Origin of the sequence: Klebsiella quasipneumoniae subsp. quasipneumoniae (genome assembly GCF_020525925.1) — a bacterium.
In the GTDB taxonomy this organism is placed as follows: Bacteria; Pseudomonadota; Gammaproteobacteria; order Enterobacterales; family Enterobacteriaceae; genus Klebsiella; species Klebsiella quasipneumoniae.
Genome location: NZ_CP084876.1, coordinates 316,833 through 343,599 on the forward strand (window position 1 = coordinate 316,833; position 26,767 = coordinate 343,599).

General features: G+C 59.1%; 25 protein-coding genes. 16 read left to right on the plus strand and 9 right to left on the minus strand.

Annotation, left to right across the window (positions count from 1 at the left end):
- Positions 1-21 precede the first annotated feature (21 nt).
- On the minus strand, positions 22-417 hold the full coding sequence (locus LGM20_RS01475) for an LptM family lipoprotein (protein WP_023291239.1): 396 nt from the start codon (positions 415-417) through the stop codon (positions 22-24).
- Positions 418-822: 405 nt separating this feature from the next.
- Between LGM20_RS01475 and LGM20_RS01480 the strand changes: the two genes are divergently transcribed.
- Entirely contained in the window at positions 823-2,043 is a 1,221-nt protein-coding gene (locus LGM20_RS01480; protein WP_032454259.1) for an MFS transporter, read from the plus strand.
- On the opposite strand, the gene LGM20_RS01485 is transcribed toward LGM20_RS01480, so the two are convergent.
- Both LGM20_RS01485 and LGM20_RS01490 read right to left on the minus strand, forming a co-directional pair.
- Positions 2,044-2,601, minus strand: coding sequence for a DcrB family lipoprotein (locus tag LGM20_RS01485; RefSeq protein ID WP_023291237.1), 558 nt, complete (start codon positions 2,599-2,601; stop codon positions 2,044-2,046). It abuts the gene before it with no gap.
- Positions 2,602-2,674: 73 nt separating this feature from the next.
- Positions 2,675-3,340, minus strand: coding sequence for a 7-cyano-7-deazaguanine/7-aminomethyl-7-deazaguanine transporter (locus tag LGM20_RS01490; RefSeq protein WP_023291236.1), 666 nt, complete (start codon positions 3,338-3,340; stop codon positions 2,675-2,677).
- Between the two features lie 206 nt (positions 3,341-3,546).
- Here LGM20_RS01490 and tusA point away from each other — a divergent pair, with 206 nt between their 5' ends.
- On the plus strand, positions 3,547-3,792 hold the full coding sequence (gene tusA / locus LGM20_RS01495) for a sulfurtransferase TusA (RefSeq protein ID WP_044524980.1): 246 nt from the start codon (positions 3,547-3,549) through the stop codon (positions 3,790-3,792).
- 451 nt (positions 3,793-4,243) lie between these two features.
- Here tusA and zntA read toward each other — a convergent pair whose 3' ends face one another.
- Both zntA and LGM20_RS01505 read right to left on the minus strand, forming a co-directional pair.
- Positions 4,244-6,454, minus strand: a complete 2,211-nt coding sequence (zntA, locus tag LGM20_RS01500; protein ID WP_044524979.1) for a Zn(II)/Cd(II)/Pb(II) translocating P-type ATPase ZntA — start codon at positions 6,452-6,454, stop codon at positions 4,244-4,246.
- 78 nt (positions 6,455-6,532) lie between these two features.
- Positions 6,533-7,159 carry a lysoplasmalogenase gene (locus LGM20_RS01505; protein ID WP_004173987.1) on the minus strand — a complete coding sequence of 209 codons (627 nt, stop codon included), beginning with the start codon at positions 7,157-7,159 and terminating at the stop codon, positions 6,533-6,535.
- 150 nt (positions 7,160-7,309) lie between these two features.
- Here LGM20_RS01505 and LGM20_RS01510 point away from each other — a divergent pair, with 150 nt between their 5' ends.
- Positions 7,310-7,660 carry a DUF2500 domain-containing protein gene (locus tag LGM20_RS01510; RefSeq protein WP_023291234.1) on the plus strand — a complete coding sequence of 117 codons (351 nt, stop codon included), beginning with the start codon at positions 7,310-7,312 and terminating at the stop codon, positions 7,658-7,660.
- Between the two features lie 13 nt (positions 7,661-7,673).
- On the opposite strand, the gene LGM20_RS01515 is transcribed toward LGM20_RS01510, so the two are convergent.
- Both LGM20_RS01515 and rsmD read right to left on the minus strand, forming a co-directional pair.
- Complete coding sequence (locus tag LGM20_RS01515; protein WP_004202092.1) at positions 7,674-7,949, minus strand: DUF1145 family protein; 276 nt, start codon at positions 7,947-7,949, stop codon at positions 7,674-7,676.
- Positions 7,939-8,535 (minus strand): 16S rRNA (guanine(966)-N(2))-methyltransferase, encoded by a 597-nt coding sequence (rsmD, locus tag LGM20_RS01520; protein ID WP_023291233.1) that lies wholly within the window; start codon positions 8,533-8,535, stop codon positions 7,939-7,941. Before rsmD ends, LGM20_RS01515 begins: the two co-directional genes overlap by 11 nt.
- Positions 8,536-8,717: 182 nt before the next feature.
- Between rsmD and ftsY the strand changes: the two genes are divergently transcribed.
- The 4 genes from ftsY to rpoH all read left to right on the plus strand — a co-directional run bounded on the left by ftsY (position 8,718) and on the right by rpoH (position 13,114).
- Positions 8,718-10,271, plus strand: a complete 1,554-nt coding sequence (ftsY, locus tag LGM20_RS01525; RefSeq protein WP_044524978.1) for a signal recognition particle-docking protein FtsY — start codon at positions 8,718-8,720, stop codon at positions 10,269-10,271.
- Positions 10,272-10,273: 2 nt separating this feature from the next.
- On the plus strand, positions 10,274-10,942 hold the full coding sequence (gene ftsE, locus LGM20_RS01530; RefSeq protein ID WP_004202097.1) for a cell division ATP-binding protein FtsE: 669 nt from the start codon (positions 10,274-10,276) through the stop codon (positions 10,940-10,942).
- A complete protein-coding gene (gene ftsX / locus LGM20_RS01535) occupies positions 10,935-11,990 on the plus strand; it encodes a permease-like cell division protein FtsX (RefSeq protein ID WP_044524977.1) in 1,056 nt (351 codons plus the stop codon). The genes ftsE and ftsX overlap by 8 nt, the downstream gene beginning before the upstream one ends.
- A gap of 269 nt (positions 11,991-12,259) precedes the next feature.
- Positions 12,260-13,114, plus strand: a complete 855-nt coding sequence (rpoH, locus tag LGM20_RS01540) for an RNA polymerase sigma factor RpoH (RefSeq protein WP_002920815.1) — start codon at positions 12,260-12,262, stop codon at positions 13,112-13,114.
- Between the two features lie 45 nt (positions 13,115-13,159).
- Here rpoH and pdxR read toward each other — a convergent pair whose 3' ends face one another.
- Positions 13,160-14,683, minus strand: coding sequence for a MocR-like pyridoxine biosynthesis transcription factor PdxR (gene pdxR, locus LGM20_RS01545; RefSeq protein ID WP_044524976.1), 1,524 nt, complete (start codon positions 14,681-14,683; stop codon positions 13,160-13,162).
- Positions 14,684-14,801: 118 nt separating this feature from the next.
- On the opposite strand from pdxR, the gene LGM20_RS01550 reads away from it, so the two are divergent.
- The 3 genes from LGM20_RS01550 (at position 14,802) to livJ (ending at position 18,819) form a co-directional block, all read left to right on the plus strand.
- Complete coding sequence (locus LGM20_RS01550) at positions 14,802-16,067, plus strand: 4-aminobutyrate--2-oxoglutarate transaminase (protein ID WP_044524975.1); 1,266 nt, start codon at positions 14,802-14,804, stop codon at positions 16,065-16,067.
- 146 nt (positions 16,068-16,213) lie between these two features.
- On the plus strand, positions 16,214-17,458 hold the full coding sequence (locus LGM20_RS01555; RefSeq protein WP_023291229.1) for an aromatic amino acid transport family protein: 1,245 nt from the start codon (positions 16,214-16,216) through the stop codon (positions 17,456-17,458).
- Between the two features lie 257 nt (positions 17,459-17,715).
- The gene (gene livJ, locus LGM20_RS01560; protein WP_002920812.1) at positions 17,716-18,819 is read left to right on the plus strand and encodes a branched chain amino acid ABC transporter substrate-binding protein LivJ; all 1,104 of its coding nucleotides are present in this window, start codon (positions 17,716-17,718) and stop codon (positions 18,817-18,819) included.
- Positions 18,820-19,467: 648 nt separating this feature from the next.
- On the opposite strand, the gene panM is transcribed toward livJ, so the two are convergent.
- Positions 19,468-19,851 (minus strand): aspartate 1-decarboxylase autocleavage activator PanM, encoded by a 384-nt coding sequence (panM, locus tag LGM20_RS01565; protein ID WP_023291228.1) that lies wholly within the window; start codon positions 19,849-19,851, stop codon positions 19,468-19,470.
- Positions 19,852-20,274: 423 nt separating this feature from the next.
- Between panM and livK the strand changes: the two genes are divergently transcribed.
- The 6 genes from livK (at position 20,275) to ugpB (ending at position 26,713) form a co-directional block, all read left to right on the plus strand.
- Positions 20,275-21,384 carry a high-affinity branched-chain amino acid ABC transporter substrate-binding protein LivK gene (gene livK / locus LGM20_RS01570; RefSeq protein WP_002920808.1) on the plus strand — a complete coding sequence of 370 codons (1,110 nt, stop codon included), beginning with the start codon at positions 20,275-20,277 and terminating at the stop codon, positions 21,382-21,384.
- Between the two features lie 61 nt (positions 21,385-21,445).
- Entirely contained in the window at positions 21,446-22,372 is a 927-nt protein-coding gene (livH, locus tag LGM20_RS01575) for a high-affinity branched-chain amino acid ABC transporter permease LivH (RefSeq protein WP_002920807.1), read from the plus strand.
- Entirely contained in the window at positions 22,369-23,646 is a 1,278-nt protein-coding gene (gene livM, locus LGM20_RS01580; RefSeq protein ID WP_044524973.1) for a branched chain amino acid ABC transporter permease LivM, read from the plus strand. The genes livH and livM overlap by 4 nt, the downstream gene beginning before the upstream one ends.
- The gene (gene livG / locus LGM20_RS01585; protein WP_023291227.1) at positions 23,643-24,410 is read left to right on the plus strand and encodes a high-affinity branched-chain amino acid ABC transporter ATP-binding protein LivG; all 768 of its coding nucleotides are present in this window, start codon (positions 23,643-23,645) and stop codon (positions 24,408-24,410) included. The genes livM and livG overlap by 4 nt, the downstream gene beginning before the upstream one ends.
- Position 24,411: 1 nt before the next feature.
- Positions 24,412-25,125 (plus strand): high-affinity branched-chain amino acid ABC transporter ATP-binding protein LivF, encoded by a 714-nt coding sequence (gene livF / locus LGM20_RS01590; RefSeq protein WP_004145133.1) that lies wholly within the window; start codon positions 24,412-24,414, stop codon positions 25,123-25,125.
- 271 nt (positions 25,126-25,396) lie between these two features.
- The gene (gene ugpB / locus LGM20_RS01595; protein WP_032454248.1) at positions 25,397-26,713 is read left to right on the plus strand and encodes a sn-glycerol-3-phosphate ABC transporter substrate-binding protein UgpB; all 1,317 of its coding nucleotides are present in this window, start codon (positions 25,397-25,399) and stop codon (positions 26,711-26,713) included.
- Positions 26,714-26,767: the final 54 nt, after the last annotated feature.

The following is a 26,767-nucleotide window of genomic DNA, read 5'->3' on the forward strand; positions in this document are numbered from 1 at the left end:
AGTAGTGACCCGTATGTATATTTATTGTTGCAGAGCGGTGTTTGCTGCCAGCGTAACCTGAATATCTTTATCGAGGTTGTGTACCCAGCGGTTATAGTTTCTATGAATTTTTCCGTTGGCGGCCATGAGATTAATGCTACTCACATAGACAATAGAATAACTTGTTGCGGAGTAGTTAATTTTAATATCCGCGACATGGTCGCGATTTTGCAATTTACCTTTTATGACGCCAGGGCCCGCGTCAGACATAATCCATTGGCGCTGAGCACCTGCTTTGATAATGGCATCCTTGACCTGCGCTTCCGTATGGCCGGCGCTCACTATCGCATTGACCTGTTCAATAGGGGCTGTCCGTGCGCAACCGGCGAGCGCACCGACAACCGTAGCGGCAATCATCCAGTGAATAATTTTTTTCATGAATACTCCATGTCAATATATTGGCTACTGGCATTAACTTATGCCACGTAAGAAACTTTTATATAGGCTGATATGCTGTGGTTGTTCTGTCAGGCAATATGTTCATCTGTATTAAAACAGGCCGGAGAGGGAAATATGATGTTATAGAAATATTAACATCATGATAAACAATGAGGCGCTATCAGAGCCGTGAGGAAGTATAAGTAATTTAACCCTGCTCAGGCAATAGCGATAATTATTAATATGTATTTATCCTTCCATTAAGGAAAGTCGAATAATCGTCGCGGCAATTTATGCTGATGAGCGCGGCGATGGCGCCGCTGAGGTTATTGCCATCGGAAGGCTGCTTTTCAACAGAAGTCGTGGTAATAGTGGCTCTGTATAGTACAAATCTGGTGGAACCTGATGCCCGAATCCGTCGCCGAACCGGCGCTCAATGGACTGCGCCTCAATCTGCGGATTGTCTCCGTGGTTATTTTTAACTTTGCCAGCTACCTCACCATCGGCTTGCCGCTGGCGGTACTTCCTGGCTATGTGCATGATGTAATGGGCTTTAGCGCTTTCTGGGCCGGCCTGGTGATTAGTCTGCAATATTTCGCCACGCTGCTCAGCCGCCCGCACGCCGGGCGCTACGCTGACCTGCTGGGGCCCAAAAAGATTGTCGTCTTCGGCCTCTGCGGCTGCTTTTTAAGCGGTCTGAGCTATCTGCTGGCCGCCTGGAGCAGCGGCTGGCCGCTGGTTAGCCTGCTGCTGCTATGCCTCGGACGAGTCATTCTCGGCATCGGCCAGAGCTTTGCCGGCACCGGCTCGACGCTGTGGGGCGTCGGCGTTGTTGGGTCGCTGCATATCGGGCGGGTGATCTCATGGAACGGCATTGTGACCTACGGGGCGATGGCGATGGGCGCCCCGCTCGGCGTGCTGTGCTATTCGCAAATTGGCCTCAGCGGCCTGGCCGGGGTCATTATGGCGGTTGCGCTGGTGGCTATCCTCTGCGCGCTGCCCCGCGCAGCGGTGAAGGCGGCGAAAGGCAAAGCAATGTCGTTTCGCGCGGTGCTCGGGCGGGTGTGGCCCTACGGCATGGCGCTGGCCCTGGCCTCCGCCGGTTTCGGGGTTATCGCCACCTTTATCACGCTGTTTTATGACGCCAAAGGCTGGGACGGGGCGGCCTTCGCCCTGACGTTGTTCAGCTGCGCGTTCGTTGGCGCGCGGCTGCTGTTTCCCAACGCCATTAACCGGCTGGGGGGGCTGAACGTGGCGATGCTCTGCTTTAGCGTGGAGATCATCGGCCTGCTGCTGGTCGGCTTTGCCGATACGCCGCTGCTGGCGAAAATCGGCACCTTTCTTACCGGGGCCGGGTTCTCACTGGTCTTTCCGGCGCTGGGCGTGGTGGCGGTGAAAGCGGTGCCGCAGCATAACCAGGGGTCGGCGCTGGCCACCTATACCGTGTTTATGGATTTGTCGTTAGGCGTCACCGGGCCGCTGGCCGGCTTGCTGATGGCGTGGACCGGGATCCCGGTGATATATCTGGCGGCGGCAGGTCTGGTGATGGCGGCGCTGCTGCTGGGCTGGCGGTTAAAAAAACGGCCCCCGGTCAGCGAACCGGAGGCCGTCGCACCAGGCCAGTAATTACTGGATGGTGAGGGTGCTGATGATGCTTTCCGCTTCGGTCTGCGCCTGCTGCTGGTTGTCCGCCGGCAGGGTGACCTGCAGGGTCAGCAGTTTGTCATCCACTTTGCCGAGGAGCACGGAAGACCAGGCGGTCTGCCCCTTGGCGGAGATGATGCTGTCCAGCTGCTGCAGGGTGTGACCTTTGATCTCCAGCGATTTATTGCTCACCACCTGCAGCTGCGGGTCGCGGCTACGCTGCTGATCTTCCAGGCGCTTCGCCAGCACCGCCAGGTCTTCATTGGTGCTGTCGCCGACGATGACGATGACTGCTTTCTGGCCGGTGGCGTCAGAATAGACGTGCATGTTGTTCGCCTGAGTACCCAGTTTGCCGCTCTGGTCGGCCATGCCCGCAGGCAGGGTGAAGCTCAGTTTGCCATCCAGCAGGCTGATCGCCTGGCCGCTGGTGTTGCTCTCCGCTGCTGCCCCAACGGTTGGCGCTTTTGAATCGCTGTTATCGCAGGCGGCAAGCCCCATCACCAGCAGGCCAATACCGACATATTTAACCAAATTGCGCATTGACATCTTCCTTTCGATAAACGGCCACTAATGGCTCATCCGGCTATCTTAACACATCAGCCCGCGAGTACCTTTAACTCGGCTGCAATGCCGACAAATCAGATTTATCCGCCAGCCTTTTCAACAGCATATTTAACAGTACGCCGTACATCGGCAGGAAGAAAATGATGCTGATAAGCACTTTAAAGCTGTAGTCGACGAGGGCGATTTCCCCCCAGTGGGCGGCCATAAATGGATCCGGGCTGCGCCAGAAGGCGATGAAGAAGAACGCCACGGTATCGCTGATGTTGCCGAACAGCGTCGAGGCGGTGGGGGCCAGCCACCAGCGGCGGCTCTGCCGCAGGCGGTTGAAGACGTGGACGTCGAGGATCTGCCCCAGCGCATAGGCCATAAAGCTGGCGATGGCGATACGCGCGACGAAGAGATTAAAGGTGCCCAGCGCCGCGAAACCCTGCCACTCGCCCATGTAAAACAGGGCGGAGATGGCGTAGGAGATGACCAGCGCCGGGACCATCACCGCAAAAATAATGCGTCGCGCCAGCGGTGCGCCAAAAATTCGCACCGTCAGATCGGTGGCGAGGAAGATAAACGGAAAACTGAACGCCCCCCAGGTGGTATGGAAACCAAAGATGGAGATCGGTAGCTGAACCAGATAGTTGCTGGAGGTGATCACCAGCAGATGAAATAGCGAAAGCCAGACGAGCGCTTTTTTGCGCTGTACGGTAGTAAACGGATTCATATTGTGACCTTTTTATGCCCGTCATGCTTCAGGTAAATGAGCAATCGGCAGCGGAACGTTGGGGTGAGGGAACCCAATGAAAAACGGCTGCATGATACTGCGTTGCCGGCGTAATGCAATGGTTGTTTTTCGCGCAAACGTTAACCTGGCTTGCGTACTGGCGAACTGGGGGTAAACTAGGGCCGTTTTGTTGATGTGAGACTAAAATGAGCGAACTTTTCTCCACTCCAGACCACACTCTGGATGCCCTGGGACTGCGCTGCCCGGAGCCGGTCATGATGGTGCGTAAAACCGTGCGGACAATGCCCGTCGGCGAGACGCTGCTGATTATTGCTGACGATCCGGCCACCACCCGCGATATCCCGGGATTCTGCCGCTTTATGGAGCATGAGCTGGTGGCCCAGCAAACCGAAGCTCTGCCGTACCGCTACCTGATCCGCAAAAGCCACTGAGTCTCTCCCGGATGGCGACGCGTAGCGCCTTATCCGGGCTACCCGACGGTCTGTAACCGTAGCCCTGCTAAGCGTAGCGCGAGCAGGGAATATCCCGGATGGCGGCGCGTAGCGCCTTATCCGGGCTACCCGACGGTCTGGAACCGTAGCCCTGCTAAGCGTAGCGCGAGCAGGGAATACCCCGGATAGCGGCGCGTAGCGCCTTATCCGGGCTACCCGACGGTCCGGAATCGTAGCCCTGCTAAGCGCAGCGCGAGCAGGGAATACCCCGGATAGCGGCGCGTAGCGCCTTATCCGGGCTACCCGACGGTCCGGAACCGTAGCCCTGCTAAGCGCAGCGCGAGCAGGGAATATCCCGGATGGCGGCGCGTAGCGCCTTATCCGGGCTACCCGACGGTCTGGAACCGTAGCCCTGCTAAGCGTAGCGCGAGCAGGGAAGCCGGTATCTATGCTACAACTTCTTACGCAATAACCGCAGCGCGTTAGCCGTTACCAGTACGGTGGCGCCGGTATCCGCCAGCACCGCCAGCCACAGGCCGGTCAGGCCGAGCAGGGTGGTGACAAGGAAAATCCCCTTCAGCCCTAAGGCAATCGCGATGTTCTGGCGAATATTCGCGTGGGTCGCCCGCGCCAGGGAGATCATCTGCGCCAGGCCGGTCAGACGGTTGTGGGTCAGCGCGGCGTCGGCGGTCTCCAGCGCCACGTCGGTGCCGCTGCCCATGGCGATGCCGATGGTCGCCGCCTTCATCGCCGGGGCGTCGTTGATGCCGTCCCCGACCATCGCCAGCGGCGCATCGGCATTCAGCGCCATCACCGCTTCGACTTTGTCCGCCGGCAGCAGGCCGGCGCGGAATTCCAGCCCCAGTTCGCTGGCGATGGCCGCCGCGGCGCGCGGGTTATCCCCGGTAAGGATCACCCCCTGCACCCCCAGCTGGTGTAAGGCATCCACTGCCTGACGCGCGTCGTCGCGCAGGGTGTCGCGCAGCGCCAGGATGCCGAGAAGCGTCTCGCCGCGCATGACCAGCACCACCGTTTGACCGGCGCTCTCCAGCTGCTGGATCTGCGCCTCATGATCTGACGGGGCGGCTTTGCTGGCCGCGCAGATCACGATACGGCTGCCGTTGACCTCGGCTTCGATACCGGAGCCGGCCAGCGCCCGCTGGCCGCTGGCCTGCGGAATACTCAACTGACGCCGCTGCGCTTCGCGGACGATAGCCTGCGCCAGCGGATGGCTGGAGCCTTGCTCAACCGCCGCCGCCAGCGCCAGCAGCGTGTTATCGTCATTCTCAGCCGTGGCGATGACCGAGGTCACCTGCGGCTGGCCGACGGTCAGGGTGCCGGTTTTGTCGAACGCCACCTGGCGCACCTGGCCCAGCTGTTCCAGGGCCGCGCCGCCTTTAATTAACGCTCCGCGTCGGGCGGCGACCGCCAGGCCGGAAGTGATGGCTGCCGGGGTGGAGATGACCAGCGCGCACGGGCAGCCGATCAGCAGCAGCGTCAGCCCTTTATAAATCCACGGCAGCCAGGCGCTGGCGAAGAGCAGGGGCGGGACAATGGCGACCAACAGGGCCACCACCATAATGGCCGGAGTGTAGATCCGGCTGAAGCGATCGATAAAACGCTCGATCGGCGCCCGACGCTCCTCCGCCTCTTCAATCAGCTTCAGGATGCGGTCGATGGCGCTGTCGCCCGGTTCGGAGATTACGGTCAGCTGCACCAGGCGGTCGACGCTGGTGGCGCCTGCCGCTACGCGTTCTCCGGCCTGGCGCTCCACCGGCACCGACTCGCCGGTCAGAGCGCTTTCATCAAAGCTGGCAAATGGCGACAGCAGCTGACCATCCGCCGGCAGACGCCCACCGGCGGCCACTTCGATCACATCCCCGGGGCGCAGATCGCGCTGGGCGACGGTTTCCCGCACGCCGTTGCGCAGGCGAATGGCGGTGTCGGGCTTCAGCGCCATCAGCGCGCTCACCCCCTGCCGCGCGCGGCTGGCGGCCCAGCCTTCGAGACGCTCGCCGATCAGGAACAGCAGCAGGACCATCGCCGCCTCTGCGGTGGCGCCGATAAACAGCGCCCCGATGGCGGCGACGCTCATCAGCGTTTCAATGGCGAACCAGCTCCCGCTCTTGATCAGGCGCAGCGCCTGGCGGGCAACCGGCCAGAGGCCGACCAGGGTGGTGGCAATAAAGGCTAACTGACCGGCAGGGTGGTTGGCCTGCTCCAGCCCCCAGCTCAGGGCCATCATCATGACCAGCGTCAGCAACGGTAAATTGTCGCGCAGCCGCGAGCCCTGAGTTTTCTCTGACGCGGGGGCATCGGCATCGCGCAGCGTATAGCCTGCCTGACGTACCGCCTGCTCAACCTGAGCCCGAACGTCGCCCTCGGCGTTAACCAATAATTTTTCAGTGGCGAACAGCACCTGAACCTGACTGACGCCGGGCACCTGACGAACCGCCGTTTCCACCTTGCGGGCGCAGGCGGCGCAGTCCATGCCTGCAACCTGCCAGCTGTAGCGGGCGTCGCTGAGCGCTTCGGCGGCAGGCGCGCTCTCTGCGGCGCAGGCGTGGTCTGTGCAGCAGCTTTCCGCCGGGGCGGGCGCTGGCCGCATGGTGAATGACGAGAATTGTGGGACTTTTTTATCCTGCGCGTCTGGAGTCGACATGGCACCCTCCGGTAAATGATAATTTTCTCATTAGACGTAGGATACACTCTGGAGTCGACTCCAGAGTCAAGGACTAAATTACAGGTACAGCGCGCGCACGATGAGGAAGTGGCCGGCAAAGTAAAACGCGGCGGCAATGGCGTTATCGGCGCGGAAACGGCGGCGATAGTGGCTCACCAGCCACACGGCATTGCTCAGCAGCAGCAGAGCGGCGCCGGCGAATCCGGACAGCGCGGTGTTGGTAGGGCGGGCAAACCACAGCTCACCGGCCAGCCAGACCATCACCAGCGTCATGCCGATAAAGGTCAGCACCGGCATTTTCATCTCTTCCAGCCGGCTCCAGATCACCGCCATCAGCAGGGCGCCGAATACCAGCAGCACCAGCGGCAGCGGCCAGAAGAATGACAGCGTCAGCTGGCTGGCGAACCAGATGGTATACAGCAGATGCGACAGGAAGAAGGCGCCCACTGCGTACATCACCCGCTGGCGCGGCAGCAGGGTCAGGGCGTCGCCGAGCAGGGAGGCGCACAGGCCGGCCAGCACCAGGTAGCTGATGGCATTGAACATCGGCGCCTGCCAGGCCAGCAACAGCAACAGAATCAGGGTGACAGGTTTAAATACCCAGCGTCGCCAGGCCGGCCCGCGATAGGATGCATCGACATAAAGCCATGCGGAGAAACAGACAGCAATAAATGACCAAAGCATAGTAAGTCCCTGTATCTGTTATCATAAGGAAAGTTACGGATGCGTGAAGCTACCACTCAGTGTAGTGGTTTGGCGCAGCAGATGACAATGTTATTCCAGTCGCAGTATGCTGATTCCTGATATTTTTTATGGGTAACCTTAATGAGTAAAATGCCGCTCTTTTTTGTTCTGGTCGTCGCGGTGATTGTGGTGGCGGCTTCGTTTCGCTATGTGCAGCAGCGCCGCGAAAAACTGGCGAACGACGCCGCGCCGGTGTTGCAAAAGCGGGTGATCGTCAGCAATAAGCGGGAAAAAGTGATTAACGATCGGCGTTCGCGGCAGCAGACGGTGACGCCTGCGGGCAGCGAGATGCGCTATGAAGCGAGCTTTCGCCCTGAGAACGGCGGGCTGGAGGTGGTGTTTCGCCTTGACGCGCCGCAGTATCATGCGCTGAGCGTCGGCGATCGCGGGATGTTGAGTTATAAGGGCACAGCGTTCGTGGCGTTCACGCCCGATCCCTGAGCCCTTGTCAGGACTATTTCTTCAGTGTCGCCTTCAGTTTTTTCTGCCAGGCGACGAGCTCAAACACGCCGAAGATAAAAATGCGGATTTGCTCAAAGCGGCCCAGCGGCGGGGCATCCTTCGGCTGCGTCGCCTTGAGCAGCGTCAGCTGCAGACCGTGCATCAGGATCATAAAAATCAGCGCGACGTTGACGAAGATATTCAGCGGCTTCGGAAAGGGCTGAAACAGATTCAATAACAGAAAGGCCCAGACGCACAGCATCAGCAGGCGGCCTAAATTAATCAGCATGGTTCTCTCCTTGGGCCTCACGTTGGTAAAGACGGTACGCGACTTGTCCGGCCACTTTTTCACGATACAGATGCCAGTTCGCCGGTACCGGCGGTAAACCGTTTTCGACTTCGCTTTCGACGTACACCAGGGCCTCGTCGGCCAGCCAGCCCTGCGTTTCCAGCAGGCGCAGCGTCTCCTCCAGCAGCCCCTGACGGAACGGTGGGTCGACAAACACAATCTGATGCGGCGTGCCTGGTTGGCTCAGGAAGCTGAGGGTGTTAGTCGCGATCACCTTGCCGCGATCCGCTTTCAGGGTGGCCAGGTTTTTTTGTAACTGCTGAGCGACGCCGCGCTCCATCTCCAGTAGCGTGGTGCTGGCCGCATAGCGGGACAGCGCCTCAAGCCCCAGCGCGCCGCTGCCGGCAAAGCAGTCGAGGCAGTGCGCGTCAACGATGGACGGCGCCAGCCAGTTAAAAAGGGTTTCGCGAACCCGGTCGGTGGTCGGCCGCAGGCCCGGGCTCTCCGGCACCGGTAATTTACGGCCGCGCCATTGCCCGCCGATGATGCGGATCTGGCCGCTGCCCGCGTGGTTTGGTTTTTTCATCTCTCTGCTCAAGTCTCAACTTCCGGCCTGCTATTCTAGCGATCGACGGCGGTTGACGAAACCTTAATCCGGGGGCGGTGCTGCGAGTTAAGTTAAGTGATAGACTATCCAACTAATTTCATCATTTTTTCAGCTTCTGATGAAGCTGCGCCATGAATAAACAGCGAGGAGTGTGGTCGCAAATGGCAAAAGAGAAAAAACGTGGCTTCTTTTCCTGGCTGGGCTTTGGACAGAAAGAGCAGGCACAGGAAACCGAGACTGAACAAAAAGTAGAAGAACAACAAGCGGTTGCCCAGGAGACGCCGGCGGCGGAAACCCCTGCTGAGCCGAGCGCGCCGAAAGCGGACCCGGAGGCGTTTGCCGAAGAGGTCGTCGAAGTCACCGAGACGGTGGTCGAAAGCGAAAAGGCCCACCTCGCGGAGCCTGCCAGCGCGCCGGAAGAAGAGGCGGCGCCAGCGCCTGCTTTGGTTGAAGAGGCGCCGGTCGTCGCGCCGGAGCCTGCGGTCGTCGCGCCGGAGCCTGCGGTCAGCGAACCGCTGAAGGCGGAGGAACAGCCGGCAGCGGTTGAGTCGCTGGTGGAGGACGTTATCGCCGAACCGGTGGCGGCGGAGGCCGTGGCTGAGCAGCCTGTAGAGGATGTCGTCGCCCAACCTCAGGAGACGGAAGCGCCGGAAGAGGACGCGCCGTTAAGCGATGAAGAGCTGGAAGCGCAGGCGCTGGCGGCCGAGGCGGCGGAAGAGGCGGCGGTGGTGGTGCCGGCGCCAGAGGAAGAGGCGCCGGTGGAAGCGCTGGTCCAGGAGCAGGAGAAACCGACGAAAGAAGGCTTTTTCGCCCGCCTTAAGCGTAGCCTGCTGAAAACCAAACAAAATCTCGGTTCCGGATTTATCAGTCTGTTCCGCGGTAAGAAGATCGACGACGATCTGTTTGAAGAGCTGGAAGAGCAACTGCTGATCGCCGACGTCGGGGTGGAAACCACCCGCAAGATCATTACTCATCTCACCGAGGGCGCCAGCCGTAAGCAGCTGCGCGATGCGGAAGCGCTGTACGGCCTGCTGAAAGAAGAGATGGGCGATATCCTCGCCAAAGTGGATGAGCCGCTGAATGTTGAAGGCAAAACGCCATTTGTTATTCTGATGGTCGGCGTGAACGGGGTGGGGAAAACCACCACCATCGGCAAGCTGGCGCGTCAGTTTGAGCAGCAGGGCAAATCGGTGATGCTGGCGGCGGGGGATACCTTCCGTGCGGCGGCGGTGGAACAGCTGCAGGTCTGGGGCCAGCGTAACAATATCCCGGTGATCGCCCAGCACACCGGCGCCGATTCCGCCTCGGTGATTTTCGACGCCATTCAGGCGGCGAAGGCGCGCCATGTTGATGTGCTGATTGCCGATACCGCCGGGCGTCTGCAGAATAAATCGCACCTGATGGAAGAGCTGAAGAAGATCGTCCGGGTGATGAAAAAGCTGGACGTCGACGCGCCGCATGAGGTGATGTTAACCATCGACGCCAGCACCGGGCAGAATGCCATTAGCCAGGCCAAACTGTTCCATGAAGCGGTAGGTTTGACCGGGATCACCCTGACCAAGCTGGATGGCACCGCCAAAGGCGGCGTGATCTTCTCGGTGGCCGACCAGTTCGGCATTCCGATTCGCTATATTGGCGTCGGCGAGCGTATTGAGGATCTGCGTCCGTTTAATGCGGGCGACTTTATTGAGGCACTTTTTGCCCGAGAGGATTAAGAATGATTCGCTTTGAACAAGTCAGCAAAGCCTATCTCGGTGGGAGACAAGCGCTGCAGGGGGTGAACTTCCACCTGCAGCCGGGCGAGATGGCGTTTCTGACCGGCCACTCCGGCGCAGGGAAAAGTACCCTGCTGAAGCTTATCTGTGGTATCGAACGGCCCAGCGCCGGGAAAATCTTCTTCAGCGGTCATGAAATCAGCCGCCTGAAGAGCCGTGAGGTGCCGTTCCTGCGCCGCCAGATCGGCATGATTTTCCAGGACCACCATTTGCTGATGGATCGTACCGTGTATGACAACGTGGCGATCCCGCTGATTATCGCCGGCGCCAGCGGCGATGACATTCGTCGCCGGGTCTCGGCGGCGCTGGATAAGGTCGGGCTGCTGGACAAAGCGAAGAACTTTCCGATTCAGCTCTCCGGCGGCGAGCAGCAGCGCGTGGGGATCGCTCGCGCGGTGGTCAACAAGCCGGCGGTGCTGCTGGCGGATGAACCGACCGGTAACCTCGACGAGGCGCTCTCGGAGGGGATTTTACGTCTGTTTGAAGAGTTTAACCGCGTCGGGGTGACGGTACTGATGGCCACGCACGATCTGGGGCTTATCTCCAGCCGTCCGTACCGCGTGCTGACGCTCAGCGACGGCCATCTGCATGGAGGCATTCGGGGTGAATAAGCGCGACGCAATGAACCAAATCCGCCAGTTCGGCAGCAAGTTCGATCGCCTGCGCAACGCGGCGGGCGGCGGCGGCGGCGGGCGCAATGCGCCAAAACGGCCGAAAGCGGCGCCTAACCCGGCCTCGCGTAAGAGCAACGTGTTCAACGAGCAGGTGCGCTACGCCTGGCACAGCGCGCTCCAGGATTTAAAAAGCACGCCGCTGGCGACCTTCCTGACGGTGATGGTTATCGCCATCTCGTTGACCCTGCCAAGCGTCTGCTACATGGTCTACAAAAACGTCAGCAGCGCGGCGTCACAGTACTATCCCTCGCCGCAGATCACCGTGTATCTGGAAAAAACGCTGGATGACGATGCCGCGGCGCGGGTGGTTGGCCAGCTGCAGGCGGAGCAGGGCGTCGACAAGGTGAACTATTTGTCACGTGACGAGGCATTGGGTGAATTCCGTAACTGGTCCGGCTTTGGCGGCGCCCTGGATATGCTGGAAGAGAACCCGCTGCCGGCGGTCGCCATCGTGGTGCCGAAGCTGGATTTCCAGAGCACGGAAGCGCTGAACACCCTGCGCGATCGGGTATCGCGGATCCAGGGGGTCGATGAAGTACGGATGGACGACAGCTGGTTTGCCCGCCTCTCCTCGCTCACCGGGCTGGTGGGCCGCGTGTCGGCGATGATCGGCGTGCTGATGGTGGCGGCGGTGTTCCTGGTGATCGGCAACAGTGTGCGCCTGAGCATCTTCGCCCGCCGCGATACCATTAACGTGCAGAAACTGATCGGCGCCACTGACGGCTTTATCCTGCGTCCGTTCCTCTACGGCGGGGCGATGCTGGGCTTCTCCGGCGCGTTTTTATCGCTGATCCTGTCGGAGATTCTGGTGATGCGCCTCTCGTCGGCAGTGACCGAGGTGGCGAAGGTGTTCGGCACCCAGTTTGAGCTGAGCGGCTTAGGCTTTGACGAGTGTCTGCTGATGCTGATCGTCTGCTCGATGATCGGGTGGGTGGCCGCCTGGCTGGCGACAGTGCAACATTTACGTCACTTTACTCCCGATTAAAAAAAGCGTGATATAATCTTTCCCTGCTGCAATGAGTTCCTGTTCGCAGGGAAAGATACCGCAAGCTTGTTCTCCTTTTCCTGCCCTCACTTTTTCATCGTGGTGTCACATTTTGTGCGTAATTTATTCACACCGTTGCAGGGAACTTGTGGATAAAATCACTGTCTGATACTAATGTGAGTGATATTCTCGTTGCTCATGAATGCTGGCATGCTTGTTGCCTGATGGGGACAAGACCACGTCAGAAGATATCAATTGAGAGGATTTGAATGACCAAAGAAATGCAAACTTTAGCTTTAGCCCCCGTTGGTAACCTGGAATCGTACATCCGGGCCGCTAACACTTGGCCGATGCTGTCGGCTGATGAAGAGCGGGAGCTTGCTGAAAAGCTGCATTACCAGGGCGATCTGGAAGCAGCGAAAAAGCTGATTCTGTCTCACCTGCGCTTTGTTGTTCACATTGCTCGTAACTACTCGGGCTATGGCCTGCCGCAGGCGGATCTGATCCAGGAAGGCAATATCGGCCTGATGAAAGCCGTGCGTCGCTTCAACCCGGAAGTGGGTGTGCGCCTGGTCTCCTTCGCCGTGCACTGGATTAAAGCCGAAATTCACGAATACGTGCTGCGCAACTGGCGTATCGTGAAGGTCGCTACCACCAAAGCACAGCGTAAGCTGTTCTTTAACCTGCGTAAAACCAAACAGCGTCTGGGTTGGTTCAACCAGGATGAAGTGGAAATGGTGGCCCGTGAGCTGGGCGTGTCGAGCAAAGACGTCCGCGAGATGGAATCCCGTATGGCGGCCCAGGACATGACGTTCGACATGTCGTCGGACGATGAATCCGACAGCCAGCCGATGGCGCCGGTTCTTTATCTGCAGGACAAAACGTCAAACTTTGCCGACGGCATCGAAGACGACAACTGGGAAGAGCAGGCGGCGAATAAGCTGACTGACGCGATGCAGGGCCTGGACGAGCGTAGCCAGGATATCATCCGCGCCCGCTGGCTGGACGAAGACAACAAGTCCACGCTGCAGGAGCTGGCTGACCGCTACGGCGTCTCCGCAGAGCGCGTGCGTCAGCTGGAAAAGAACGCCATGAAAAAACTGCGTGCCGCGATCGAAGCCTGATACGCCACCCCTGCCTGACGCCAGGCACCCCGATAACGCCCCGCCTCAGGTTGGGGCGTTTTGTTTTTCTGCGCCATCTATGGGCAGCAGCACCTCTGGACAGTGCGTCCGCAGGCAGCCTATCAGCACGCTGAACGCCGGCGCCATCTGCTCCTCGGGCTGGCTGGCAAATCCCATCAATAATCCTTTCTTACGCGCCGCCGTCAGGTAGTAGCGCGAGAGCGGCCGCACCAGAATGTGGCGCGCATTGGCCTCGCGGGCGATCGCCACATCGTCCGCCTCCTCCGGTAAATTGAGGATCAAATGCAGTCCGGCATTATCGCTGAAGTCCGACAGGGCGTCGGGCATACAGTGCCGCTGAATCAGCTCGGTTAAAAAGGCGCGACGACGGCTGTAGAGCAGCCGCATGCGGCGGATATGCGCCGAGTAGTGACCAGCGGTAATAAACTCCGCCAGCGCCATCTGGATCAGCGAATGGCCGCCGCGATAAAGCTCGGCGTGGGCGTGCTTCAGATCGCTGACCAGCGGGCGGGGGATCACCACATAGCCCAGGCGCAGGCCGGGATAGAGCGTCTTGCTGAAGGTGCCGATATAGACCACCGGCGCATCGGCCACCAGCCCCTGCAGGGCGGGGATGGGCTGGCCGGAAAAGCGAAACTCGCTGTCATAATCATCTTCGACGATCCAGCTGCCCTGCTGGCGGGCGAGCGCCAGCAGCCGCTGACGGCGTTCAAGACTCATCACTGCGCCCAGCGGATACTGGTGAGAAGGGGTGACAAAGATGAGTCGCGGCGCATCGTCAACCGTTTCCGGCGGGCACAGCCCATTGGCATCGACGGTGATGGGGGCCGCCCGGACGTCGTTCATCGCCAGCACATGGCGAATGCCCCAGTAGGAAGGCTCCTCCACCCACGCCAGATCGCCGTTGTCGCACAGCATGCGAGTGACCAGGTCAATCGCCTGGTGGATCCCCTCGGTGATAAGAATTTGATCTGCCTGACAGTGGACGCCGCGCGATACCCGCAGATAATCCACCAGCGCCTGCTGCAGTTCCGGGGTACCGCCGTTGCAGCTGTAGCTGAGCCGCTCCGGCTTTGGCCGACGGCTGATGCGGGCCTGGATCTTGCTGAACAGCGGATGGGGAAAGGCGTTAACGTCCGGTACGCCGGGAATAAACGCTCCCCACTGGCGTGGGCTGGCGCTGACCTGGCCGAGCAGGTGCTGGCCGCGGCGTGAAAGGTGCGCCGTCGAAGTCGCGATACTGCTGTTTTCCCGCTTCCCCTTAGCGGTCAATGAACTTTCAGGCGCGGTTTGGGCAACGAATGTTCCGCTTCCCCGACGGGAAACCACATATCCTTCCGCCAGTAATTGTTCATAAGTTGTTAATATGGTGTTTCTTGATACGCCGAGTTCTCCCGCCAGGTCCCGCGACGGCGGCAGGCGGCTTTGCGGCGCCAGCGAACCGTCAAGGATCGCGCGGCGAAGCGCGTTGTATAAGCGTTTGTGCAGAAGAGGGTCGCGCTCTTCCTGCAGACGGACCAGCACCAGGTCACCCACCAGCGAACGCAATTGGATCCCTCAGATATTCAAAATTGGTACTCGATTATAGGGCCAACTCCTGTGTAAATAAACGACATCGTTTCTAATTTGTTGCGATAACGTGACATACACGACAGGAGATTCGCAGGTGAAAAGCTCAGAACTGAATCAACGTCGCCAGCAGGCGACGCCGCGCGGCGTAGGCGTAATGTGTAACTACTTTGTCGAGAAGGCGGAGAACGCCACGCTGTGGGATATCGAAGGCAATGAGGTGATCGATTTCGCCGCCGGTATCGCCGTGTTAAATACCGGTCACCGTCATCCGAAGGTGGTTGCCGCGGTCGCTGACCAGCTGCAGGCGTTCACCCACACCGCCTATCAGATTGTGCCGTACGAAAGCTATGTCACGCTGGCGGAACGTATTAACGATCTGGCGCCGATTGACGGGCCGGCAAAAACGGCATTCTTCACCACCGGCGCGGAAGCGGTCGAGAACGCGGTGAAAATTGCCCGCGCTTACACCGGCCGTCCGGGGCTGATTACTTTCGGCGGCGGCTTCCACGGCCGTACCTTTATGACCATGGCGCTCACCGGTAAGGTCGCGCCCTACAAAATCGGCTTCGGCCCCTTCCCGGGCTCGGTGTATCACGGTGTCTACCCGAATGCGGCGCACGGTATCTCCACTGCGGATGCGCTGAAAAGCCTGGAGCGCATTTTCAAAGCGGATATTGCGCCGGATCAGGTCGCGGCCATCATCCTCGAGCCGATCCAGGGAGAAGGCGGCTTTAACGTCGCGCCAGCCGATTTCATGCAGGCGTTGCGCGATCTGTGCGATACCCACGGCATTCTGCTGATCGCCGATGAAGTGCAGACCGGTTTCGCCCGTACCGGCAAGCTGTTCGCCATGCAGCACTATGATGTGAAACCGGATCTGATGACGATGGCGAAAAGCCTCGCCGGCGGTTTCCCGCTGTCGGGCGTCGTTGGTCGCGCCGAGGTGATGGATGCCCCTGCGCCAGGCGGCCTGGGCGGAACCTATGCCGGTAACCCGCTGGCGGTAGCCGCGGCGCACGCGGTGCTGGATGTGATTGCTGAAGAGCAGCTGTGCCAGCGCGCTGAACAGCTGGGTAGCCATCTGCAGGAAGTGCTCAACCAGGCGCGCGCCACCTGTCCGGCGATTGTCGATGTCCGCGGTCGGGGGTCGATGGTGGCGGTGGAGTTTAACGATCCGCAAACTGGCGAGCCGTCGCCGGAGTTTACCCGCCAGGTGCAACAGAAAGCGCAGGAGAACGGCCTGCTGCTGCTGAGCTGCGGCGTCTACGGCAACGTGATCCGCTTCCTCTATCCGTTGACGATTCCGGACGCCCAGTTCTCGAAAGCGCTGGATATTCTGGCGCGCGTACTGAAGAGCTAACGTCTCCCGGTGGGCTGCGGCGGCAGGGAAGCCGAACAGAAACAGGAAGCCGCAGCCGGCTGTTCATGCTCAGCGTGAGTGGTTTATCACCCTGATATCACCTTTTTTCCGGCGGAGAAAACCGCCGGAGTAAAACGGAAAGTATTATGTCTGAAAACTCCACCTTTTCTCCCGTCCTCACCGGCCGGGAACGTACGGCTGTCCCTGCAAAATCTCTGAGCTTCGTCGAAGGGGTATCGATGATTGTCGGTACCAATATCGGCGCGGGTGTCCTCTCCATCGCCTATGCGTCAAGCAAAGCGGGCTTCTTACCGTTGCTGTTCTGGCTGGTGCTGGTGGGCAGCCTGACCACGGTGACCATGCTCTATGTCGCGGAATCTACGCTCCGCACGCGTAAACATCTGCAGCTCAGCGGATTATCAAAGCGCTACGTCGGCGGCTTTGGCGCGCTGATGATGTTCCTCTCCGTCTGCGTCAACAGCGTTGGCGCATTGACGGCTTATATGACCGGCAGCGGCAAGCTGCTCTACTCCCTGTTTGGCATTTCGCCGGCGCTGGGCAGTGTGCTGTTTTTCGTCCCGGCGGCAGGGGTGCTTTATCTGGGGCTGAAGGCGATCGGCCGCGGCGAGAAATTTATCAGCATCGGTATGGTGGTGATGATCTCGGTGCTGGTGATTGCCACGCTGTTGAAAGAGACCACCCGCGTGGGCTATCTGCTCGACGGCAACTGGCTGTATATGGTTCCGGTCTTCAACGTCGTGGCGTTCTGCTTCTCGGCACAGTATATCGTCCCGGAAATGGCGCGAGGCTTCGCCGACAAACCGGAAAAATTGCCTAAAGCCATTATGGTCGGTATGGCGCTGACCTTTACCCTGCTGGCGCTGGTGCCGCTGTCGGTGATCTCGCTTAATGGCCTGGACAATATTTCGGATGTGGCCACCATCTCCTGGGGCAGGGCGCTTGGCGAATGGGCCTTCTTCTCCGCCAACCTGTTTGCGCTGTGCGCGATGTTGACCTCCTACTGGGGACTGGGTGGCAGCTTCCTGACCAATATCTTCGATCAGTTCCGCCTGGGGAATGATGAACAGCCCGCCCGCCGCTTGATGGTGCTGCTGGTGGTGGCGATCCCGCCGTTCGTGCTGGCCTACAGCGGTATGGTCTCTTTCGTCAACGCGCTCTATTTTGCCGGGGTGTTCAGCGGCGTTATTTTATCGATTATGCCGATCCTGATGCTCAAGGGCGCCCGCCAGCGTGGCGACCTGACGCCGGGCTGGACCTGTCCGGCCTGGATGACCCATCCGCTTATCCAATGCTTCATTGTGTTGTTGTATCTTTGCAGCGCCGTCTACGCGGTAGCGTCCGCGGTAGGCTACCTGCCCGCTGGCTGGTAATCAGGGCCTGTTTTGCACCGCGTCCGGTTCATGCTGGCGCGGTTTTTTTATTTGTCACTTATCTGTTACATAGCCCGCAATTTAGTCGTTTCAAATTCCTCAGAATGACGGTATGTTTAGCATAGTGTGCTGCAAAAGCGCGAGCAGCCCCCGGTTGGTTAGCTATCATATGCTTTTCCTATCGATATAAACAAAATAATGCGCTAACAAACAACATCACAACAAATGCAAAAACCATAATAATGGGGAGCCTCAGGATGAATATGAAGGGTAAAGCGTTACTGGCAGGATGTATTGCCTTAGTTATGAGCAGCGCGGCGCTAGCGGAAGATATCAAAATCGCGGTAGTCGGGGCGATGTCCGGCCCGGTGGCCCAGTACGGCGATCAGGAGTTTACCGGCGCCGAGCAGGCGGTAGCGGATATCAACGCGAAGGGCGGCATTAAGGGCAATAAGCTGCAGATCGTAAAATATGATGACGCTTGCGACCCGAAACAGGCGGTAGCGGTCGCCAACAAAGTGGTCAACGACGGGATCAAATACGTTATCGGCCACCTGTGCTCCTCTTCCACTCAGCCGGCGTCTGACATCTATGAAGACGAAGGCATTCTGATGATCACCCCCGCTGCGACCGCGCCTGAGCTGACCGCGCGCGGCTATAAGCTGATCCTGCGCACCACCGGTCTGGACTCCGACCAGGGACCAACCGCGGCGAAATACATTCTCGACAAAGTGAAGCCGCAGCGTATCGCAGTCGTGCATGACAAACAGCAGTACGGCGAAGGTTTGGCCCGTGCGGTGCAGGATGGCCTGAAAAAAGGCGGGGCGAACGTGGTCTTCTTCGACGGGATCACCGCCGGTGAGAAAGATTTCTCCACTCTGGTGGCGCGCCTGAAGAAAGAGAATATCGACTTCGTCTACTACGGCGGTTACCACCCGGAAATGGGCCAGATCCTGCGTCAGGCCCGCGCTGCCGGTCTGAAAACCCAGTTTATGGGCCCGGAAGGCGTAGCGAACGTCTCCCTGTCTAACATCGCCGGCGAGTCGGCGGAAGGCCTGCTGGTGACCAAGCCGAAGAACTACGACCAGGTGCCGGCGAACAAACCGATCGTGGATGCGATCAAGGCGAAGAAACAGGATCCGAGCGGCGCCTTCGTCTGGACCACCTACGCGGCGCTGCAGTCGCTGCAGGCTGGCCTGAATCAGTCTGACGATCCGGCGGAAATCGCTAAATACCTGAAAGGCGCGACGGTAGACACCGTGATGGGCCCGCTGTCGTGGGATCAGAAAGGCGACCTGAAAGGCTTCGAGTTCGGTGTCTTTACCTGGCATGCTAACGGTACGGCGACCGACGCCAAATAATTTAACCGGCGCCTTTCACGCTGCAAATGCGTTGTCTGCGCCCCTCAACCCCGGTCACTTACTGATGTAAGCTCCCGGGGATTTCAGGTCTTGACGCCTTTTTGCAACGCGAAATGCTGGGTTAAATGGGTGGGGGCGCCTTTCACGCTGCAAATGCGTTGTCTGCGCCCCTCAACCCCGGTCACTTACTGATGTAAGCTCCCGGGGATTTCAGGTCTTGACGCCTTTTTGCAACGCGAAATGCTGGGTTAAATGGGTGGGGGCGCCTTTCACGCTGCAAATGCGTTGTCTGCATCCCTCAACCCCGGTCACTTACTGATGTAAGCTCCCGGGGATTTCGGGTCTTGACGCCTTTTTGCAACGCGAAATGCTGGGTTAAATGGGTGGGGCGCCTTTCACGCTGCAAATGCGTTGTCTGCCCCCCTCAACCCCGGTCACTTACTGATGTAAGTTCCCGGGGATTTCGGGTCTTGACGCCTTTTTGCAACGCGAAAAGCTGGGTTAAATGGGTGGGGCGCCTTTCACGCTGCAAATGCGTTGTCTGCGCCCCTCAACCCCGGTCATTTACTGATGTAAGCCAGGTAGCCCGGCTAAGCGAAGCGCCGCCGGGTTCTTCCTTGGCCATGCTCCGCTTATTGGGGCTACGGCTTAATGCTTTTCCCAACCGGTCTGCTGGGCGCTAAAGCCGAGCGCCTGCATAAAGGCCGCCATCACGCCGCGGTCTTCCACCCCGCGGTCGGCGACGCGCCAGCTATTGATCGCCGGGTTATCACGCAATGTCTCTTCCACTAAATATTGCCCGACGCCGCGGCGGCGGGTCACTTCACGCACGCACAGATCGCTGAGCTCACCTTCGACGCCGCGCAGGGTAACGCGCACAGCGCCCAACAGGCGCTCGTTAAAACGGGCGGCATAGAGACGATGGTTTTCATCCAGGGTCAGCGTCGACAGATCCTGCGACGGCCAGATTTTCCCCAGATCAATGCGATCCTGATCGCTGAAGTGCTGTAAACGGATAATAGTCAGTTTCATGGGCGGCAAGTCCAGTGCAAAACAGAGGCGCCAGTGTACCCAAAATTGCTGTCTGGCGGAGCGCTGTTTTTTGCGCATACATCAGGGGATTCGTTTTCCTGGCGTTGTTGGGGTAGCGCAATCCGTCATGGATCGAAAAATAAGCAGGATTTTAACCTAATGTGCAGCGTTTTATTCCGCCTTATGTATCGTTATTTTATGCTGCCGCATGGACTTTTTTTTGTTTATCTTCAGCAAAATACAGAATATTATCTTTGCTTAATCGACTGAAAAATAGAGATTTTAATCTGTTTTTTAGTGAAAAGCTGCGCTAAACCATTAAACTCAATGGTAAAAATGGCGTTGTTTAATAAAAGCACAGAATGCTTTTTAACCATAAAAATACAAAACATTTACACCACATCACGAACGGGGTTCTGCAGCATGAAAAGGAACGCGAAAACCATCGTCGCGGGCATTGTCGCATTAGCGATGTCGCACGCGGCGATGGCCAAGGATATTAAGGTCGCCGTGGTCGGCGCGATGTCGGGTCCGGTGGCCCAGTGGGGCGACATGGAGTTCAACGGCGCGCGTCAGGCGATTAAAGACATCAACGCCAGCGGCGGTATTAAGGGCGACAAGCTGGTGGCCGTCGAATATGACGACGCCTGCGATCCGAAGCAAGCGGTCGCGGTGGCCAACAAAATCGTCAACGACGGTATTCAGTACGTTATCGGCCACCTGTGCTCCTCTTCCACCCAGCCGGCTTCCGATATCTATGAGGATGAAGGCATCCTGATGATCTCCCCGGGAGCGACCAACCCGGAGCTGACCCAGCGCGGCTATCAGTACATCATGCGTACCGCCGGCCTCGACTCCTCGCAGGGGCCGACCGCGGCGAAATATATCGTCGAGAAAGTCAAACCGCAGCGTATCGCCATCATTCATGACAAGCAGCAGTACGGCGAAGGGCTGGCGCGTTCGGTGCAGGACAACCTGAAAAAAGCCGGGGCCAACATCGTCTTCTTTGACGGCATCACCGCGGGCGAGAAAGATTTCTCCGCGCTGCTGGCGCGCCTGAAGAAAGAGAACATCGACTTCGTCTACTACGGCGGTTACTACCCGGAAATGGGCCAAATGCTGCGCCAGGCGCGCTCCGTGGGGCTGAAAACCGTGTTTATGGGGCCGGAAGGGGTCGGCAACGCCTCGCTGTCCAATATCGCGGGCGCCGCGGCGGAAGGGATGCTGGTGACGATGCCAAAACGCTACGATCAGGACCCTGCCAACAGCGCCATCGTCAACGCGCTGAAAGCGGAGAAGAAAGATCCGAGCGGGCCGTATGTCTGGATCACTTACGCCGCGGTTCAGTCGCTGGCGCAGGCGATGGACAGAACCGGCAGCCAGCAGCCGCTGGATTTAATCAAAGATTTGAAAGCGCACGGTGCGAAAACCGTGATTGGGCCGCTGACCTGGGATGAAAAAGGCGATCTGAAGGGATTTGAGTTTGGTGTCTTCCAGTGGCACGCCGACGGCTCTTCGAGCGCGGCGAAATAAGCGCTGAAGATGAGTTATCCCTCCGCCCGCGAGCCGCGGGCGGTTTGAAAAAGGTTACCTTATGTCCGAGCAGTTTCTCTATTTTCTGCAGCAGATGTTTAACGGCGTCACGCTGGGCAGTACCTACGCGCTGATCGCCATCGGCTATACGATGGTGTACGGCATTATCGGCATGATCAACTTCGCCCATGGCGAGGTCTACATGATTGGCAGCTATGTCTCCTTCATGATCATCGCCGCGCTGATGATGATGGGTATCGACACCAGCTGGCTGCTGGTCGCCGCCGGCTTCGTGGGCGCCATTGTGATTGCCAGCGCCTACGGCTGGAGCATTGAGCGCGTGGCCTATCGGCCGGTGCGTAATTCCAAGCGTCTGATTGCGCTGATCTCCGCTATCGGGATGTCTATCTTCCTGCAGAACTACGTCAGCCTGACCCAGGGCTCCCGCGACGTGGCGCTGCCGAGCCTGTTTAACGGCCAGTGGGTCGTCGGCCACAGCGACAGCTTCTCCGCGACGATCACCACCATGCAGCTGGTGATCTGGGTGGTGACCTTTATCGCCATGCTGGCCCTGACGCTGTTCATTCGCTACTCGCGGATGGGGCGCGCCTGCCGCGCCTGTGCCGAAGACCTGAAAATGGCGAGCCTGCTTGGCATTAACACCGATCGCGTCATTGCCCTGACCTTTGTCATCGGCGCAGCGATGGCGGCGGTGGCGGGCGTGCTGCTGGGTCAGTTCTACGGCGTGATTAACCCCTACATCGGCTTTATGGCCGGGATGAAGGCCTTCACCGCCGCCGTGCTCGGCGGTATCGGCAGTATCCCCGGCGCGATGATCGGCGGCCTGATCCTGGGTATTGCCGAGGCGCTCTCTTCTGCCTATCTCAGCACCGAATATAAGGATGTGGTTTCCTTTGCGCTGCTGATTCTGGTGCTGTTAGTGATGCCGACCGGCATTCTGGGCCGCCCGGAGGTGGAAAAAGTATGAAACCGATGCAAATTGCAATGGCGCTGCTCTCTGCTGCGATGTTCTTCATTCTGGCGGGCGTCTTTATGGGCGTGCAGCTGGAGCTGAACGGCACCAAACTGGTGGTGGATACCGCCGCCGATATTCGCTGGCAGTGGATCTTCATCGGCACCGCGGTGGTCTTTTTCTTCCAGCTGCTGCGGCCGCTGTTTCAGAAAGCGGTTAAGAACGTCTCCGGGCCGAAGTTTATTATGCCGGCGATTGACGGCTCGACGGTGAAGCAGAAGTTGTTCCTGATAGCCCTGCTGGTGATTGCCGTGGCCTGGCCGTTTATGGTGTCGCGCGGTACGGTGGATATCGCCACCCTGACGATGATCTATATCATTCTCGGCCTTGGGCTGAACGTGGTGGTCGGCCTTTCCGGCCTGCTGGTCCTGGGCTACGGCGGGTTCTACGCCATCGGCGCGTATACCTTCGCGCTGCTGAACCACTATTACGGTCTCGGCTTCTGGACCTGTCTGCCGCTGGCCGGCCTGGTCTCCGCGGCGGCTGGCTTCCTGCTTGGCTTCCCGGTGCTGCGTCTGCGCGGCGACTACCTGGCGATCGTGACCTTAGGCTTCGGCGAGATCGTGCGTATTCTGCTGCTCAACAATACCGAAATCACCGGCGGGCCAAACGGCATCAGCCAGATCCCGAAACCGACCTTCTTTGGCCTCGAATTCAGCCGCAGCGCCCGCGAAGGCGGCTGGGATACCTACAGCAACTTCTTCGGCGTCAAATACGATCCCTCCGACCGGGTCATTTTCCTCTATCTGGTGGCGCTGCTGCTGGTGGTGCTGAGCCTGTTCGTTATCAACCGCCTGCTGCGGATGCCGCTGGGGCGGGCGTGGGAAGCGCTGCGTGAAGATGAGATCGCCTGTCGTTCGCTGGGCCTGAGCCCGACGCGCATCAAGCTGACCGCCTTTACCATCAGCGCCGCGTTTGCCGGCTTCGCCGGGACGCTGTTCGCCGCGCGCCAGGGCTTCGTCAGCCCGGAATCCTTTACCTTCGCCGAGTCCGCCTTTGTACTGGCGATCGTCGTGCTGGGCGGGATGGGCTCGCAGTTTGCGGTGATCCTGGCGGCTATTCTGCTGGTGGTGTCGCGTGAGCTGATGCGTGACTTTAACGAATACAGCATGTTAATGCTCGGCGGTCTGATGGTGCTGATGATGATCTGGCGTCCGCAGGGGCTTCTGCCAATGACGCGCGTGCAGTTGAAGCTGAAAAACGGTCAGGCGAAAGGAGAGCAGGCATGAGTCAGCCATTATTATCCGTCAGCGGCCTGATGATGCGTTTCGGCGGTCTGCTGGCCGTCAACAATGTGTCGCTGGAGCTCAAAGAGCGCGAGATCGTCTCGCTGATCGGCCCCAACGGCGCCGGGAAGACCACCGTCTTTAACTGCCTGACCGGTTTTTACAAGCCCACCGGCGGCACCATTCTGCTGCGCGACCAGCATCTGGAAGGGCTGCCGGGCCAGCAGATTGCCCGGATGGGCGTGGTGCGGACCTTCCAGCACGTGCGCCTGTTCCGCGAAATGACGGTCATTGAAAACCTGCTGGTGGCGCAACATCAGCAGCTGAAAACCGGGCTCTTCTCCGGCCTGCTGAAAACGCCGGCCTTCCGTCGGGCGCAGAGCGAAGCGCTGGACCGCGCGGCCACCTGGCTTGAGCGTATCGGCCTGCTGGAGCACGCTAACCGGCAGGCCAGCAACCTGGCCTATGGCGACCAGCGCCGGCTGGAGATTGCCCGCTGCATGGTCACCCAGCCGGAAATTCTGATGCTCGATGAACCGGCGGCGGGGCTGAACCCGAAAGAGACCAAAGAGCTGGACGAGCTTATCGCCGAGCTGCGTAACCATCACAACACCACCATCCTGCTTATCGAACACGATATGAAGCTGGTGATGGGCATTTCCGATCGCATCTACGTCGTGAACCAGGGGACACCGCTGGCCAACGGGACGCCGGAAGAGATTCGTAATAACCCGGACGTGATCCGCGCATACCTTGGTGAGGCATAAGATGGAAAACGCGATGTTAACTTTTGACAACGTCAGCGCCCACTACGGCAAGATTCAGGCGCTGCACAACGTCAGCCTGCATATCAAACAGGGCGAGATCGTCACGCTTATCGGCGCCAACGGCGCGGGGAAAACCACCCTGCTCGGCACGCTGTGCGGCGATCCGCGCGCCTCCAGCGGGCGTATTGTCTTTGACGGTAAGGATATTACCGACTGGCAGACGGCGAAGATCATGCGCGAGGCGGTGGCGATCGTCCCGGAAGGGCGGCGCGTCTTTTCGCGAATGACGGTGGAAGAGAACCTGGCGATGGGCGGTTTTTTTGCCGACCGCGATCAGTTCCAGACCCGCATCAAATGGGTGTATGAGCTGTTTCCGCGTCTGCACGAGCGCCGTATCCAGCGCGCCGGCACCATGTCCGGCGGCGAACAGCAGATGCTGGCCATCGGCCGCGCCCTGATGAGCCAGCCGCGTCTGCTGCTGCTGGATGAACCGTCGCTGGGGCTGGCGCCGATCATCATTCAGCAGATCTTCGATACCATCGAGCAGCTGCGCGAGCAGGGGATGACTATCTTCCTGGTTGAGCAGAACGCCAACCAGGCGCTGAAGCTGGCCGATCGCGGCTACGTGCTGGAGAACGGCCACGTGGTGCTGGAGGATACCGGCGACGCGCTGCTGGCCAACGAGGCGGTGCGCAGCGCCTATCTCGGCGGTTAATTCATCGCAACCCGGCGTCATTCACTTCGCCGGATAGTAGCCCGGGTGAGGCGCTTGCGCCGACCCCGGGAGCCGATCGCACAACTATTATCCGTGTCTCAGCTCCCACTTTACTTCCCCCGTCCTTTCATCGGCTTGTCATCTCTCTGACCCGTTACTATCTTTTTTTTGTAATAAAAAAGTTATTTTTCTGTAATTCGAACATGTCATGTTACCCCGCGAGCATAAAACGCGTGAAATCGCGCATCCGGCACAACAAGAGAGATAACCGATGATATCGTTACGACATACAGCTTTAGGACTGGCGCTGAGCCTGGCTTTTGCCGGTCAGGCCCTGGCGGTTACCACCATCCCGTTCTGGCACTCAATGGAAGGCGAACTGGGTAAAGAAGTGGATTCTCTGGCGCAACGCTTTAACGCGGCCAATCCTGATTACAAAATCGTTCCGGTATACAAGGGCAACTATGAACAGAGCCTGAGCGCCGGTATCGCCGCCTTCCGTACCGGCAACGCGCCGGCGATCCTGCAGGTGTATGAAGTGGGTACCGCCACCATGATGGCGTCAAAAGCCATTAAGCCGGTCTACCAGGTGTTCAGCGAGGCGGGCATCACGTTTGATGAATCGCAGTTTGTGCCGACGGTCGCCGGGTATTACACCGATTCGAAAACCGGCCATCTGCTCTCCCAGCCGTTTAACAGCTCCACGCCGGTGCTGTACTACAACAAAGACGCCTTCAAAAAAGCCGGTTTAGATCCAGAGCAGCCGCCGAAGACCTGGCAGGATCTGGCGGCCTACACCGCGAAGCTGAAAGCCGCCGGGATGAAGTGCGGCTACGCCAGCGGCTGGCAGGGCTGGATCCAGATTGAGAACTTCAGCGCCTGGCACGGTCTGCCGGTGGCGACGAAAAACAATGGCTTTGACGGCACCGACGCGGTTCTTGAGTTCAACAAGCCGGAGCAGGTGAAGCATATCGCGCTGCTCGAAGAGATGAACAAGAAGGGCGATTTCAGCTACTTCGGGCGTAAAGACGAGTCCACCGAAAAGTTCTATAACGGCGACTGCGCCATTACCACTGCCTCGTCCGGCTCGCTGGCCGATATCCGCCAGTACGCCAAATTTAACTACGGCGTCGGCATGATGCCTTACGATGCCGACGTGAAAGGCGCGCCGCAGAACGCCATCATCGGCGGGGCCAGCCTGTGGGTGATGCAGGGTAAAGACAAAGAGACCTACACCGGCGTGGCGAAGTTCCTCGACTTCCTGACCAAACCGGAAAATGCCGCTGAATGGCACCAGAAAACCGGCTATCTGCCGATCACCACCGCGGCCTACGATCTGACCCGCCAGCAGGGCTTCTATGATAAGAACCCGGGCGCCGATATCGCCACGCGCCAGATGCTGAACAAGCCGCCGTTGCCGTTCACCAAAGGCCTGCGTCTGGGCAACATGCCGCAAATCCGCACCATCGTCGATGAAGAGCTGGAGAGCGTGTGGACCGGCAAGAAAACCCCGCAACAGGCGCTGGATTCCGCCGTTCAGCGTGGGAATCAGCTGCTGCGCCGCTTCGAACAAGCGACCAAATCGTAATCTGTAACTTGCCCGGTGGCGCTGCGCTTACCGGGCCTACGATGTGCCTTATGT

Excerpts from the sequence above, each read along its gene's own strand:
- LGM20_RS01475 (WP_023291239.1), bottom strand. The coding sequence starts at position 417 with ATGAAAAAAATTATTCACTGGATGATTGCCGCTACGGTTGTCGGTGCG.
- LGM20_RS01480 (WP_032454259.1), top strand. The coding sequence starts at position 823 with ATGCCCGAATCCGTCGCCGAACCGGCGCTCAATGGACTGCGCCTCAAT.
- LGM20_RS01485 (WP_023291237.1), bottom strand. The coding sequence starts at position 2,601 with ATGCGCAATTTGGTTAAATATGTCGGTATTGGCCTGCTGGTGATGGGG.
- LGM20_RS01490 (WP_023291236.1), bottom strand. The coding sequence starts at position 3,340 with ATGAATCCGTTTACTACCGTACAGCGCAAAAAAGCGCTCGTCTGGCTT.
- tusA (WP_044524980.1), top strand. The coding sequence starts at position 3,547 with ATGAGCGAACTTTTCTCCACTCCAGACCACACTCTGGATGCCCTGGGA.
- zntA (WP_044524979.1), bottom strand. The coding sequence starts at position 6,454 with ATGTCGACTCCAGACGCGCAGGATAAAAAAGTCCCACAATTCTCGTCA.
- LGM20_RS01505 (WP_004173987.1), bottom strand. The coding sequence starts at position 7,159 with ATGCTTTGGTCATTTATTGCTGTCTGTTTCTCCGCATGGCTTTATGTC.
- LGM20_RS01510 (WP_023291234.1), top strand. The coding sequence starts at position 7,310 with ATGCCGCTCTTTTTTGTTCTGGTCGTCGCGGTGATTGTGGTGGCGGCT.
- LGM20_RS01515 (WP_004202092.1), bottom strand. The coding sequence starts at position 7,949 with ATGCTGATTAATTTAGGCCGCCTGCTGATGCTGTGCGTCTGGGCCTTT.
- rsmD (WP_023291233.1), bottom strand. The coding sequence starts at position 8,535 with ATGAAAAAACCAAACCACGCGGGCAGCGGCCAGATCCGCATCATCGGC.
- ftsY (WP_044524978.1), top strand. The coding sequence starts at position 8,718 with ATGGCAAAAGAGAAAAAACGTGGCTTCTTTTCCTGGCTGGGCTTTGGA.
- ftsE (WP_004202097.1), top strand. The coding sequence starts at position 10,274 with ATGATTCGCTTTGAACAAGTCAGCAAAGCCTATCTCGGTGGGAGACAA.
- rpoH (WP_002920815.1), top strand. The coding sequence starts at position 12,260 with ATGACCAAAGAAATGCAAACTTTAGCTTTAGCCCCCGTTGGTAACCTG.
- LGM20_RS01555 (WP_023291229.1), top strand. The coding sequence starts at position 16,214 with ATGTCTGAAAACTCCACCTTTTCTCCCGTCCTCACCGGCCGGGAACGT.
- livJ (WP_002920812.1), top strand. The coding sequence starts at position 17,716 with ATGAATATGAAGGGTAAAGCGTTACTGGCAGGATGTATTGCCTTAGTT.
- panM (WP_023291228.1), bottom strand. The coding sequence starts at position 19,851 with ATGAAACTGACTATTATCCGTTTACAGCACTTCAGCGATCAGGATCGC.
- livK (WP_002920808.1), top strand. The coding sequence starts at position 20,275 with ATGAAAAGGAACGCGAAAACCATCGTCGCGGGCATTGTCGCATTAGCG.
- livH (WP_002920807.1), top strand. The coding sequence starts at position 21,446 with ATGTCCGAGCAGTTTCTCTATTTTCTGCAGCAGATGTTTAACGGCGTC.
- livM (WP_044524973.1), top strand. The coding sequence starts at position 22,369 with ATGAAACCGATGCAAATTGCAATGGCGCTGCTCTCTGCTGCGATGTTC.
- livG (WP_023291227.1), top strand. The coding sequence starts at position 23,643 with ATGAGTCAGCCATTATTATCCGTCAGCGGCCTGATGATGCGTTTCGGC.
- livF (WP_004145133.1), top strand. The coding sequence starts at position 24,412 with ATGGAAAACGCGATGTTAACTTTTGACAACGTCAGCGCCCACTACGGC.
- ugpB (WP_032454248.1), top strand. The coding sequence starts at position 25,397 with ATGATATCGTTACGACATACAGCTTTAGGACTGGCGCTGAGCCTGGCT.